This is a genomic window from Paucibacter soli (assembly GCF_037482845.1).
GTDB lineage: Bacteria > Pseudomonadota > Gammaproteobacteria > Burkholderiales > Burkholderiaceae_C > Paucibacter_B > Paucibacter_B soli.
Map to the genome: position 1 here is coordinate 1 of NZ_JBBHJW010000002.1, position 13088 is coordinate 13088.

Here is a 13088-nt window from a genome sequence, read left to right on the forward strand (position 1 = left end):
CCAAAGCAAACCCTCCGCCTCTTATGAGTCGGAGGGTTTTTGCTTTTGGGGTGGCAATCAACCTCGGCATATTGTTCGATTCTGTCTTCTCCGTGCAGCGCGTGCCTGGTGTGAAAGCTTGGCCAAAAGGCATAGCAATTCGTCGCCCTGCAGCGCAAGTCAGGGATGCAAGCCGGCAGTTCGTCACCTTCCCGTGGCAGGCAGGCGCGTGACTTCAGATACTTCGCCCAATACGTTAATGGGGGAAGCCATGTTGCAGAAGATCATCAGCTCACGCGGGACGGCACGGGTGTTGAGCATTGCTGCATTGAGCGTGGCTTTCCTGGCGCCGGGTGTTGCGCAGGCCAGCGAAGTCGTCAAACTGGCACGGCTGGTCATCACCGGCAAGCGTGCCGGCACCGAAGCCACGCTACCGCGCGGCACCGAGGCACAAAGCGTGCAGCAATTGCCGCGTGTGCTGGTAGAAGGGCAGCGTCTGCAGCCCGAGGCCTCGTACAACCCGATGGCGGTGCTGTTTGGCTCACGCCCGGTGGTGAAGCCGATCTGAGCTCGCTCTGCCTCAGGCATGTCCACATGCTGGCTATCTCGCAGCGTCAACTCGGTTGGCGTCGCTGGCACGGGCGCGCGGTGTATCGTCAATGGCAGCTCGCTTGTCCTCGCCGTGGGCAAGGGGCTCCATAATGCCGTAAGCCAGCGCCCCGGACCAAATGCCACGCCTTACCGAACTTCCGAACCCAGCCGCGGCCGTCGCGGCGCCATCCCGCATTCCCAGGGGGCAGCCGCAGCCGGCGGAAAAGTTTGCGCTTCACGCCGGGCCTTCACAAATTGATGGTGAGGGCCTGTTTGCCGACGAGGCCATTCCGGCGCGCCGCAAGATCGGCGAGATGCGCGGCGAGCTGATCTCGGTGGCCGAGGCGCGCCGCCGCATCAAGGGCCGCGAGCGCATCCATGTGGTCGAGCTGAGCAGCAGGCGCGCGGTGGACGCCACGCATGACGCGGGCGTGATGCGCTTCATCAACCATTCCTGCAGCCCCAACGCGGTGCTGCGCATCCGCCAGGGTCGGGCAGAGTTCTATGCGCTGCGCGATATCGAGCCGGGCGAGGAACTCACCGCCCATTACGGCGAGAGCCACCACGAGGGGCGGCTGCGCTGCCGCTGCGGTGCACCGAATTGCAGCGGCAGGTTGTGATCTGCGGGTCCCTCAGGAGTTGAGCTGGGTGCCGGCGGGTGCTTGCAGCCAGAACAGGCGCAGATCCTGCGCGGCGTAGAGCGCATCGTCCACCAGCACGTCCTGGTCCACCTCGTCCTCGGGCTCGTAGGCCTCGTTGATATACGCTTCGCGCTGCTCGCCGGCCGGCATGGCCACGGCGGCGATGGCCATCAGCAGCGAGTCCAGCATCTGACCGGCCTCGCCCTCGGCGTCGTGGGCGTACCAGCTTTCCTCGAAGTCGTCCACGGCCTGCATAAAGCCCTCGGCCCACATCACGCCGGGCGCGGGCAGCTCGTCGAGCTGCTCGGCGGTGAGCACGCCTTGCGAGAGTAGGGAGGCACGCGTGGCCTCGTCGAACTCGGTGATCAGCGGCGAGAGGCGCAGTGCGTCGGCGTTCTCCATCAGGGCCTCGGGATCGAGCGCCTCGGCGATCTCGTTCCAGCGCTCGTGCAGCACTTCCATGAACTCATCCACCGCCTCGCGCTCTTCCAGCACGGCCGGCCAGTCTTCGCCGAACAGCGCGTCCATGGCCTGCAGCGGCGAGGCGTCGGCGGGGCCGCAGATCAGCGCGGTCATATAGCCGTCCAGCGTGTCGATGGGTACGGCGTCCTCATCGTCCTCCACTGCGGCAGCCAGGATGTTCAGCAGGGCGGCCAGGCGCTCTGCGTTGTCGTGGTCGGTCTCTTGGCTCATGCGCGTTTCCTTGGCTACAGAAAGAACAAGGGCCCCCGCTTGAACCGGGGGCCCTTGCTGAAGTGATTGTCTATCGGATCAGAGCTTGCCGGCTACCCAAGCCTGCACGCCGGCCAGGGCCTGGGGCAGGGCCTTGGCATCGGTGCCGCCGGCCATGGCGAGGTCGGGCTTGCCGCCGCCCTTGCCGCCGATTTGCTGCGCGACGAAGTTCACCAGCTCGCCAGCCTTGATTTTTCCCACGCTGTCGGCGGTCACGCCGGCGGCCAGCTGGACCTTGTCGCCATCGACGGCGGCCAGCACGATGGCGGCGGTCTTGAGCTTGTCCTTGAGCTTATCCATGGTCTCGCGCAGGGTCTTGGCATCGGCCCCCACCAGCGTGGCGGCCAGCACCTTCATGCCCTTGACCTCCGCGGCTTGAGCCAGCAGTTCGTCGCCCTGAGCCGAGGCGAGCTTGCTCTTGGCGGCGCTGAGCTCCTTCTCCAGCGCGCGCACCTGGTCGAGCACCGCATGCACGCGCGTTTCCAACTCGGCGGGCGCAGCCTTCAACGTCCCAGCCACTGCCTGCACGGTAGCTTCCAGGCCCTGCAGGTAGCTCAAGGCGTTGTCACCGGTCACGGCCTCGATGCGGCGCACACCAGCGGCCACACCGCCCTCGGCGACCACCTTGAAGAGACCGATGTCGCCGGTGGCCTTGACATGGGTGCCGCCACACAGCTCCTTGGAGGAACCGATCGAGAGCACGCGCACCGTCTCACCGTACTTCTCGCCGAACAACATCATCGCGCCACTCTTCTGCGCGTCGTCCAGTGCCATCACCTCGGCCTTGGCGCCAGCGTTGGCGAGGATCTCGGCGTTGACGATGGCCTCGACCTTCTTGATTTCGTCAGCCGTCAGCGGTGACGTGTGCGCGAAGTCGAAACGGGTGCGCTCTGCATTCACCAGCGAGCCCTTTTGCTGCACATGGGCGCCCAGGACTTCGCGCAAGGCCTTGTGCATCAGGTGCGTGGCACTGTGGTTGCGCACCGTCCTGGCGCGGGCCTCGGCATCGACCTTGGCAACGAAAACATCGCCGGCCTTGATCGCACCCTCCAGCACGCGGCCATGGTGGCCGAACACATCGGCCTGGATCTTCAGCGTGTCCTCCACCGCGAAGCGGCTGCTGTTGTTGCGCAGCTCGCCGCTGTCGCCCACCTGGCCGCCGCTCTCGGCGTAGAAGGGCGTGTGGTCCAGCACGATGACGGCATCGTCACCGGCCCTGGCCTCGGCCACAGCCACGCCATCCACATACACGGCCGTCACCACCGAGGTCTCGCAGACCAGATGGTCATAACCGTGGAAGGCGGTGGGCTGGCCCTGGTACTCCAGGCCCTGGGCCATCTTGAACTTGCCGGCCGCGCGGGCCTGCTCGCGCTGGCGGTTCATCGCGGCTTCGAAGCCGGCCTGGTCCACCGTCACGCCGCGCTCGCGGCAGACGTCGCCGGTCAGGTCGACCGGGAAGCCATAGGTGTCGTGCAGCTTGAAGGCGGTTTCGCCGTCAACCTGCTTTGCGCCGCCGGCAAGGGCGGCTTCCAGGATTTCCATGCCGTTGGCGATGGTCTGGAAGAAGCGCTCCTCTTCCTGGCGCAGCACCTCGGTGACGCGGGCCTGAGCCTGGCGCAACTCGGGATAGGCATCACCCATCTGGTTCACCAGCTCGGCCACGATCTTGTGGAAGAAGGGGGTGCGCGCGCCCAGCTTGTAGCCATGGCGGATGGCGCGGCGGGCGATGCGGCGCAGCACATAGCCGCGGCCCTCGTTGCCGGGGATCACGCCGTCCACGATGGTGAAGCTGCAGGCGCGGATGTGGTCAGCAATGACCTTCAGCGAGGCGCTGTCCTTGTCGCAGTCCTGTGCACCGGCGCCGTCGACGGCCGCCTTGGCCGCGGCCAGCAGGCCGACGAAGGTATCGATCTCGTAGTTCGAATGCACATGCTGCAGCACCGCGGCCAGGCGCTCCAGGCCCATGCCGGTGTCGACGCTGGGCTTGGGCAGCTTGTGCATCACACCGTCTTCGGTGCGATTGAACTGCATGAAGACGTTGTTCCAGATCTCGATATAGCGGTCGCCGTCTTCATCGGGGCTGCCCGGGGGGCCGCCGGCGATCTCGGGGCCATGGTCGTAAAAGATCTCGGTGCAGGGGCCGCAAGGTCCGGTATCGCCCATCATCCAGAAGTTGTCGGACATGTAGCGGCCGCCCTTGTTGTCGCCGATGCGCACGATGCGCTCGGCCGGCACGCCCACCACCTTGTTCCAGATGTCAAACGCTTCGTCGTCCTCGGCGTAGACGGTCACCCACAGCTTCTCGGCCGGCAGCATGAAGTGCTTGGTCAGCAACTCCCAGGCATAGCTGATGGCGTCGTGCTTGAAGTAGTCCCCGAAGCTGAAATTACCCAGCATCTCGAAGAAGGTGTGGTGGCGCGCGGTGTAGCCGACGTTGTCCAGGTCGTTGTGCTTGCCGCCGGCGCGAATGCATTTCTGGCTGGTGGTGGCGCGGGTATAGGCGCGCTTGTCAAAGCCCAGGAACACGTCCTTGAACTGGTTCATGCCCGCGTTGGTGAACAGCAGCGTCGGGTCGTCGCCGGGCACCACCGGGCTGGACGCCACGATCTGGTGACCCTTGGATTCGAAGAACTTCAGAAATGTCTGGCGAATCTCGGCTGCTTTCATTCCGGGGCTTTCTCTTCGACCCTCAGTGATACTGGGGTAAATGCTTGATTTTGGGGGCCGTTGATTATAGGGGCGGGCATTGGCCCGGCCGCCTCGGGCGGCGGGGTAGAGTGCTGGCTCCAACCCCTGACGATCGATGGAGTTTTCGATGGACAGCAAGCCCACCCCCCTGGCCGCCCTGGATGATGCCAGCCTGCTCAAGACCCAGAGCCTGATCAATGGCGAGTGGGTGACCGGCGGCGCGCGTTTCGCGGTGCATGACCCTGCCACCGGGGCCTTGCTGGCGGAGGTGGCCAATCTGGGCGCGGCCGATGCCGAGGCGGCCGTGGTCGCCGCCAACGCGGCCTGGCCGGCCTGGCGCAACAAGCCCGCCAAGGAGCGCGCGGCCATCCTGATGCGCTGGCATTCGCTGCTCATCAAACACAGCGAAGACCTGGCCCGCATCATGACGGCCGAGCAGGGCAAGCCGCTGGCCGAGGCACGCGGCGAGGTGGCCTATGGCGCCAGCTTCATCGACTGGTTTGCCGAGGAGGGCAAGCGCGTCTATGGCGAGACCATCCCCACCACCGACAACAACAAGCGCTACATCGCCATCAAGCAGGCGATGGGCGTGTGCGCGGCGATCACGCCCTGGAACTTCCCCATCGCGATGATCACGCGCAAGGTCGCACCGGCGCTGGCGGCCGGCTGCACCGTCATCATCAAGCCGGCCGAGCAGACGCCACTGTCGGCACTGGCGGTGGCCGAGTTGGCGCAGCGCGCCGGCATGCCCGCCGGGGTGCTGAATGTGCTGACCGGCGATGCCGCGCGCTCCATCGAGATCGGCCATGTGCTGTGCGAAAGCGATGTGGTGCGCCACCTCTCCTTCACCGGCTCCACCGAAGTGGGGCGCATCCTGATGCGCCAATGCGCGCCCACCATCAAGAAACTCTCGCTGGAACTGGGCGGCAACGCGCCCTTCATCGTGTTCGACGATGCCGATCTGGACTCGGCCGTCGAAGGCGCGATGGCCAGCAAATACCGCAACGCCGGCCAGACCTGCGTGTGCGCGAATCGCCTCTATGTGCAGGAGGGCGTCTACGACGCCTTCGTCACCAAGCTGGCCGCCAAGGTGGCGGGCATCAAGCTGGGCAATGGCTTCGAGGCCGGCGTCAACCTGGGGCCGCTGATAGACGCGCAGGCGCTGGCCAAGGTCGAGAGCCATGTGGCCGATGCCCTCGCCAAGGGCGCGCGCCTGGTGGCCGGCGGCAAGCGTGCCGAGGGGCAGGGCGGTGGCCAGTTCTACGAGCCCACCCTGCTGGCCGACGTCACCGGCGAGATGCTGTGCGCGCGCGAGGAAACCTTTGGCCCAGTGGCGCCGGTGTTCCGCTTCCAGACCGAGACCGAGGTCATCGCCCTGGCCAACGACACCGAGTTCGGCCTCGCCAGCTATTTCTACAGCCGCGATATCGGTCGTATCTTCCGCGTTGGCGAGGCGCTGGAGTACGGCATGGTGGGCGTCAACACCGGTCTGATCTCGACCGCCGAGGTGCCGTTTGGCGGCGTCAAGCAGTCGGGCCTGGGTCGCGAGGGTTCGCGCCACGGCATCGAGGACTATGTGGAGCTGAAGTACCTCTGCCTCGGCGACATCCAGAGGTGACTGAGGCATCGCGGCCTAAGGCCACGCTTTGCAGTGCTTCTCGGCGCCTTGCGACCGCGATCGAAGCATAGACTGCCGGAGTCATTTCAATGCGCTGAAGGGGCGATGATGGGGGAGGGCGATCGCGGCGTCCATGTGGCTTTCGGTGCCTGGCTGCGCAGCCTGCGCTTTGTCGATGCGTCGCGCGCTTCGGTGCTGGCGCTGTTGGTGCTGATCACCTGCGTGGTGTTGAGCGCCTGGGGCGCGCTCTGGGTGGACGAGCAGAACTGGCGCGATGCCAAGCAACGCTTCGACCGGCATGCCCAGCGTGTCGAGCTCGAACTGGAGCGTAGGCTGGCATTGCCGGTGTATGGCCTGCATGGCGCGCGTGGCGTTTTTGCGGCCAGCCAGTCGGTCACGCGGGACGAATTTCGGGCCTATGTGGCCTCGCGTGACCTGCCGAAGGAATTCCCCGGCATCCATGGTTTCGGTTTCGTGCAGCGGGTGGCGCGCTCCGACTTGGTCATGTTCGAGACCGAGGTGCGTCGCGAGGCCGGCATGCCCTTCGCGGTGCGCACCAGCGGCACTGCCGAGGACATGTTCGTCATCAAGTACATCGAGCCGCTGGCGAGCAATATGGCCGCGTGGGGGCTGGATCTGGGCAGCGAGCCGGTAAGGCGCGAGGCCGTCGAGAGGGCGATGCGCGGTGGCCAAAACGCGCTCACGGGCAGCATCACATTGCTGCAGGACGAACTGCGCCGACCGGGTTTCTTGCTGCTGGTACCAATCTACCGGCGTGGTGCTGATCCCATCAGGCCGGAGCAGCGCGAGCGGGCCTTGATCGGGTTTGTGTATGCGCCCATCATCGCCGCCGAACTGTTCGCCGGCCTGCCGGAGGCGGCCGAGCAGATGCTGGCCGTGCGGATCTACGAGGGCGGGCGCGCCGCCGCGGAGCATTTGCTATTTGATTCGGCGCCCGAGCTGGCCGATCGACCATCCAAGCTGTCCGTCGACAGGACGCTGGCCTTTGGCGGACGCGAACTGCTGCTGAGTCTGCGGCCCTCGGCGCAGTTCGAACGCAGCCTGCATGGTGCGGCGCCGTGGTGGGTGCTGGGCGGCGGCAGCCTGCTGGGCGCCTTGCTGGCGCTGACCGTGTGGCTGCTGGCGGTGGGGCGCCGGCGTGCCGAGTCGCTGGCCCGGCAGCTCAACCAGGATCTACAGCGCCTTGCCATGGTGGCCGAGCGCACCACCAATGCGGTGATCTGTACCGACAGGCAACTGCGCATCACCTGGGTCAACGAAGGCTTTACGCGCATGACGGGCTACAGCGCGCAGGAGGCACAGGGTCGCAGCCCCAACGAACTCTTCAGCCACCCTGGTTCCGACGCCGAGGTACAGCGCGCCTTTGCCGAGGCCGGCCGGGCCGGGCTGGGTTGCCACCGGGAGGTCTGCAACCGCCGCAAGGACGGCAGTCTCTTTTGGGTGGACGTTGACATCCAGCCGGTGCGCGACGAGCAAGGGGAGTTGAGCGGCTTCATCGAGATCGCGCTGGACATCAGCGAGCGCAAGGCGCAGGAGCTGCGCCTGGCCGCCGCCATGCGCGAGAGCGAATCGCTGCTGGACACCATACGCAGGCACGCCATCGTCTCCATCACCGATGCCGCAGGCGTCATCATCAGCGCCAACGAAGCCTTTTGCCGCATCAGTCAATACAGCGAGGCCGAGCTGCTGGGGCGCAAACACAGCATCGTCAAGTCGGATGTGCAGCCACCCGTGTTCTGGGAGACGGTATGGCGTGTCATCAGCAGCGGCGCCTCCTGGCGCGGGCAGATCTGCAACCGCGCCAAGGATGGCTCGCTCTACTGGGTGGACAGCATCATTGCGCCCATCCTCGGGGCGGACGGCACGATAGATCGCTATGTTTCGATCCGCCATGACATCACCGCCAGCCGCATGGCGGCCCGGGAGTTGCAGCGCGAGCGCGAGCGGCTCAGCAACATCATCGAGGGCACCAACGCCGCCACCTGGGAGTGGAATCTTCAGACCGGCGAGGTCGTGCTCAACGAGCGTTGGGCCGAGATGATCGGCTACCGGCTGGAGGAGTTGCAACCCATCAGCCTCGACACCTGGCGCAGCCATGTGCATCCGCTTGACCTGCGCGAATCGAGCCAGATTGCCAAACGTCATCTGGAAGGGGAGTTGCCGGCCTACGAGGCCGAACTGCGCCTCAAGCATCGCGACGGACATTGGGTGTGGGTGCTGTCGCGCGGCAAGCTGAGCTCGCACACCGAAGACGGCAAGCCGCTATGGATTTCCGGCACGCATCTGGACATTACGGCGCGCAAGCTCGCCGAGGAGAGCCTGCGCAAAAGCAAGTCGCTGCTCAGCCGTGCCGAACGGCTGGCCGGTGTCGGCGGCTGGGAGCTGGACATTGAAAGCCAGGAGCTGACCTGGTCGGCCGGCTGCTGGCGGCTGTTCGACCTCGAACCCGGCAGCATCACGCTTGAGCAGTCGCTGAGCTATTTCGCCGAGCGCGACCAACAGCAACTCAAGGATGCAATGTACCTGGCCATTCACGAGGGCCAGAGCTGGGATATCGAGCTGGACCTGACCACGGCACTGGGACGCTTCGTCTGGTTGCGCGCCGTGGGTGAAGTGGTGCGAGATGCCGATGGCAAGGCGGTGCGCCTGGTCGGCGCCTTCGACGACGTCACGGCGCGCCGAGAGCTTGAGGCCCGCACCCGACGCAACAACAGCGTGCTGCGTTCGGTGCTGGAAAACCTGCCCTGCGCGCTCAGCGTGTTCGACGGCGACCTCGTGCTGGTGGCGCACAACCAGCAGTTCCGCGATCTGCTGGGTTTCCCGGACCAGCTGTTCGAGGGAGCGCAGACGCATTTTGAAGACATCATCCGTTTCAACGCGCAGCGCGGTGAATATGGTGAGCACGAAAACCTGGACCCCATCATCGACGCCATCGTCGAACGAGCCCGTCACCCCGAGGCGCACCAGCTGGAGCGCACCCGGCCGAATGGCATAACACTTGAAGTGCGCGGTTCCCCGATGCCGGACGGCGGCTTCGTGACCACCTATGTCGACATCACCGAGCGCAAGCGCCTGGAGTCCGATCGCCAGCGCAGCAACGAGCTGCTGCGCGTGGTGCTGGACAACCTGCCTTGCGGACTCACCGTGATCGACGCGCAGATGCAGGTGGTGCTGCACAACGCCATGTACACCCGACTCTACGAGCTGGAGTCGGAGCCGGCTCTGTGTGGGCTTGAACGCTTTGGTGTGGATGAATTGACGCGTTACCGCTGGCGTGCGGGCGACTATGGCCAGATCGGTGAGAGCGAGGCGGTCGAGATGGCGCGCATGCGGGTGCGCGAGGCCTTGCAGCGTCCGCATTTCTGGGAGCGCGTGCGCCCGGACGGTAGGTGTATGGAGGTGCGCAGCGCCCCGGTCAGCGGACTGGGCTTCGTGTCCACCTACACCGATGTGTCCGAACAGCGCCGCGCCGCTCAGGAGTTGGCGCGCACCGTGGCGTTGCTGAACGCGGTGTTGGATTCCACCACCAAGGTGGCCATCGTGGCCACCGGGCTGGACCGCAAGATCACCGTGTTCAATCGGGGCGCCGAGCAGATGCTGGGCTACAAGGCCGAGGAGGCGGTGGGCAAGCTCAGCTCGGCGGCCTTCATCCCCCAGGAAGGCCTGCGCGCTCTGGGCGAGCGGGTATCGCGCGAGACCGGAGAATCGCTCAGTGGCTTTGCCGCTCTGGTCCATCCCAGCCAGCTCAATTGCGAGCTGGAGAGCAGCTATGTGCGCAAGGATGGGCAGCAGTTCCAGGTCATGCGCGTGGTCACCGAGCTGCGTGGTCGCGATGGTGCGCGCTATGGCTATCTGGGCGTGTTCATCGACATCACGCGCCAAAAGGAGTACGAGGCCAGCCTGCAGGAAGCGCGCATCGCGGCCGAACAGGCCAGCGTCGCCAAGAGCCAGTTCCTGGCCAATATGAGTCACGAGATCCGTACGCCCATGAATGCCATCCTGGGCATGCTGAAGCTCTTGCAGAAGACCGGTCTGGACGCGCGCCAACGCGACTATGCGGGCAAAACCGAGGGCGCGGCTCGCTCGCTGCTGAGCCTGCTCAACGATATCCTGGACTTCTCCAAGGCCGAGGCCGGCAAGATGACCCTGGACCCGCATCCCTTCCGCCCGGACCATCTGCTACGCGACCTGGCCGTGATACTCGCCGCCAATGTGGGCGCCAAACCGCTGAATCTGCTGTTCGAACTGGACCCGGAACTGCCCGAGCTGGTGCAGGGCGACGCGCTGCGGCTGCAGCAGGTGCTCAACAACCTGGGTGGCAACGCCATCAAATTCACCCCGCGGGGTGAGGTGCGTGTATCGGTGCGTTGCCTGCGACGCGAGAGCCAGCTCCAGGAACTGGAGTTCGCGGTGCGCGACACCGGCATCGGCATTGCGCCCGAGCATCAGACCAGCATCTTCGCCGGCTTCACCCAGGCCGAGGCCTCCACCACACGGCGCTTCGGCGGCACCGGGCTGGGCCTGGCCATCAGTCGCAGTCTGGTAGAACTGATGGGCGGCGAGCTCAAGCTCGAGAGCGCGCCCGGGCTGGGCAGCCGTTTTTACTTCAGCGTCAGCCTGCCGGTGCTGGCCGAGGCACGCCACGGCGGCCGGGCCGACGCGCACGGCCAGCCCATCAGCGCGGACATGCTCAACCAGCTGGTGGACGAGTTGAGCGGCGGCGACGTCGAGGCGGTGGCCGAGCCCACGCAAACCGGCCCGCGCTTGCAGGGGCTGCGTTTGCTGGTGGTGGAGGACAACGTCAACAACCAGCAGGTGGCGCAGGAGTTGCTGGAAGACGAGGGCGCGCAGGTGTGCCTGGCCGAGCATGGAAAGCAAGCCCTGGAGCTGCTGCAGGCCGAACCGCGTGGCTATGATGCCGTGCTGATGGACGTGCAAATGCCTGTGATGGATGGCTATACCGCCACCCGCCTGATACGCCAGCAGCTGGGCCTGGCCGAGCTGCCGATTCTGGCCATGACCGCGAATGCGATGGCGTCAGACCGCGAGGCCTGTCTGGCGGCCGGCATGAACGCCCATGTGGGCAAACCTTTCGATATGCAGGAGCTGGTGGATTGGCTGTGCAAGCTCACCGGGCACAAGCCGGTCCGCACAGCGATGACGCCGCCGCCTGCTGGGGCGATCCTGATCGATGACGCCTTGCAGGCACAGGCGCAGGCGCAGGGGCTGGACCTGCGCGATGCGCTGGGTCGTCTGATGGGCAAGACCGAGCTGCTGCTGCGCATGAGCCGCACCTTCCTGCAACAGTCGCTGGCCTTGGCCGCCGAGCTGCGGGCCGCGCCGGACGCGATGGCCGTGGCCCAGGCGCTGCACAGTTTCAAGGGCCTGGCTGCCACCCTGGGCGCCACGCGCCTGGCCACCCTGGGAGCGCAGGGCGAGCAACTCGCCAAGCAGGGGCAGCTGCCCGAGGCGGCATGGCTGGATGCGCTGCATCAGCAGATCGAGGCCGATGCGCGCGCCTTGCTGGCCCATGCCGAGGCCTTGCAGGCGCGCTCCCAGCCAGCGGGGGCAGCCCAGTCCGATGCGGAGCCGGAACCGGGCGATGCCGGCCCGCCTGTTGCCGGCCTGGATGGCTTGATCCGGCTGTTGCGCGCCTCCGATCTGGCGGCCTTGGATGCTTGCAGCCAGTGGCGTGCCGAACTGCCGGCGGCTTGGCGCCGGGCCCATGCCGAGGCCTTGGAACGGCTCGACGAGGCGATGGCCAACCTCGACTTTGTTGCCGCCCTGGCGGTTTGCGAGACCTGGCGCGCGCTGGCCGGGGAACATTCGTCATGAGCCAAGTCAACCCGCCCAGGCGCCGCCTGCTGCTGGTGGACGACCAGCCCATCAACATCCAGGCCCTGCATCAGTTGTTCGCGGCCGACCACCAGGTCTTCATGGCCACCTCGGGTGCCCAGGCCCTCAAGGTCTGCAGCGAAGTGATGCCCGACCTGGTGCTGCTGGATGTGCAGATGCCCGGCATGGACGGCCATGAGGTGTGCCGGCGCATGCAGGCCGATCCGGCGCTGCGCGACATCCCGGTGATCTTCGTCACGGCGCACCGCGAGGCTGAGGCCGAGACGCAGGGCTTGGCGCTGGGTGCGGTGGACTTTATTTCCAAGCCCTTCAATCCGGCGGTAGTGCGCGCACGCGTCAAGACCCATTTGACGCTCAAGGCACAGAGCGATCTGCTGCGGCAACTGGCCTACCTGGACGGCCTTACCGGGGTCTACAACCGCCGCCACTTCGACACCCTGCTGCCGATCGAGTATCAGCGCTGCAGCCGCAGCGGCGGCAGCCTGGCGGTGTTGCTGGTGGACGTGGACTACTTCAAACGCTACAACGACTGCTATGGCCACCTGGCCGGAGACGACTGCCTGCGCCGCGTGGCCCAGACCCTGGCGAAGACCCTGCGCCGCCCCGGCGATCTGCTGTGCCGCTACGGCGGCGAAGAGTTCGTCTGCCTGCTGCCAGACACCGACCTGGCGGGCGCGCTTACCGTGGCCGAGCAACTGGTGAGCCAGGTGCGCGCCCTGGCGCTGCCCCATGCACAGTCCGAGCTGGGCCAGACCGTCAGCGTCAGCGTCGGTGGCGCCGCCGGCCATCCGCAGCCCGGTGGCGAGCCGGCCCTGTTGCTGAGCGTGGCCGACCAGCAACTCTATGCCGCCAAGCAGGGTGGGCGGGCGCGCGCCTCGTGTTGCGAGAGCTGAACGGCGGCGTTTCGAACAGCGTGGCGCGGGTGATGGGCTGTCACCGCATGCCGGACAGCTGGAGCGGCA

At 66.2% G+C, this 13088-nt stretch carries 8 protein-coding genes; 6 read left to right on the plus strand and 2 right to left on the minus strand.

The window, feature by feature from the left end; all coding sequences use genetic code 11:
- The 3 genes from WG898_RS04740 to WG898_RS04750 all read left to right on the plus strand — a co-directional run.
- On the plus strand, positions 1–212 hold a 212-nt coding region (locus tag WG898_RS04740; RefSeq protein ID WP_339601622.1), incomplete at its 5' end, for a hypothetical protein.
- 38 nt (positions 213–250) lie between these two features.
- Positions 251–547, plus strand: coding sequence for a hypothetical protein (locus WG898_RS04745; RefSeq protein WP_339601623.1), 297 nt, complete (start codon positions 251–253; stop codon positions 545–547).
- Between the two features lie 160 nt (positions 548–707).
- On the plus strand, positions 708–1190 hold the full coding sequence (locus WG898_RS04750) for an SET domain-containing protein (RefSeq protein WP_339601624.1): 483 nt from the start codon (positions 708–710) through the stop codon (positions 1188–1190).
- Positions 1191–1202: 12 nt separating this feature from the next.
- Here WG898_RS04750 and WG898_RS04755 read toward each other — a convergent pair whose 3' ends face one another.
- Complete coding sequence (locus WG898_RS04755; protein ID WP_339601625.1) at positions 1203–1904, minus strand: YecA/YgfB family protein; 702 nt, start codon at positions 1902–1904, stop codon at positions 1203–1205.
- Between the two features lie 78 nt (positions 1905–1982).
- Positions 1983–4610: an alanine--tRNA ligase gene (alaS, locus tag WG898_RS04760; protein WP_339601626.1), complete on the minus strand. Its 2628-nt coding sequence runs from the start codon at positions 4608–4610 to the stop codon at positions 1983–1985.
- 148 nt (positions 4611–4758) lie between these two features.
- Here alaS and WG898_RS04765 point away from each other — a divergent pair, with 148 nt between their 5' ends.
- The 3 genes from WG898_RS04765 (at position 4759) to WG898_RS04775 (ending at position 13019) form a co-directional block, all read left to right on the plus strand.
- Positions 4759–6249, plus strand: coding sequence for an NAD-dependent succinate-semialdehyde dehydrogenase (locus WG898_RS04765; RefSeq protein WP_339601627.1), 1491 nt, complete (start codon positions 4759–4761; stop codon positions 6247–6249).
- Positions 6250–6354: 105 nt separating this feature from the next.
- Positions 6355–12105: a PAS domain S-box protein gene (locus tag WG898_RS04770; RefSeq protein ID WP_339601628.1), complete on the plus strand. Its 5751-nt coding sequence runs from the start codon at positions 6355–6357 to the stop codon at positions 12103–12105.
- The gene (locus tag WG898_RS04775) at positions 12102–13019 is read left to right on the plus strand and encodes a diguanylate cyclase domain-containing protein (RefSeq protein ID WP_339601629.1); all 918 of its coding nucleotides are present in this window, start codon (positions 12102–12104) and stop codon (positions 13017–13019) included. Before WG898_RS04770 ends, WG898_RS04775 begins: the two co-directional genes overlap by 4 nt.
- Positions 13020–13088 lie beyond the last annotated feature (69 nt).

Coding starts and splice junctions, on each gene's coding strand:
- WG898_RS04745 (WP_339601623.1), top strand. CDS start 251: ATGTTGCAGAAGATCATCAGCTCACGCGGGACGGCACGGGTGTTGAGC.
- WG898_RS04750 (WP_339601624.1), top strand. CDS start 708: ATGCCACGCCTTACCGAACTTCCGAACCCAGCCGCGGCCGTCGCGGCG.
- WG898_RS04755 (WP_339601625.1), bottom strand. CDS start 1,904: ATGAGCCAAGAGACCGACCACGACAACGCAGAGCGCCTGGCCGCCCTG.
- alaS (WP_339601626.1), bottom strand. CDS start 4,610: ATGAAAGCAGCCGAGATTCGCCAGACATTTCTGAAGTTCTTCGAATCC.
- WG898_RS04765 (WP_339601627.1), top strand. CDS start 4,759: ATGGACAGCAAGCCCACCCCCCTGGCCGCCCTGGATGATGCCAGCCTG.
- WG898_RS04770 (WP_339601628.1), top strand. CDS start 6,355: ATGATGGGGGAGGGCGATCGCGGCGTCCATGTGGCTTTCGGTGCCTGG.
- WG898_RS04775 (WP_339601629.1), top strand. CDS start 12,102: ATGAGCCAAGTCAACCCGCCCAGGCGCCGCCTGCTGCTGGTGGACGAC.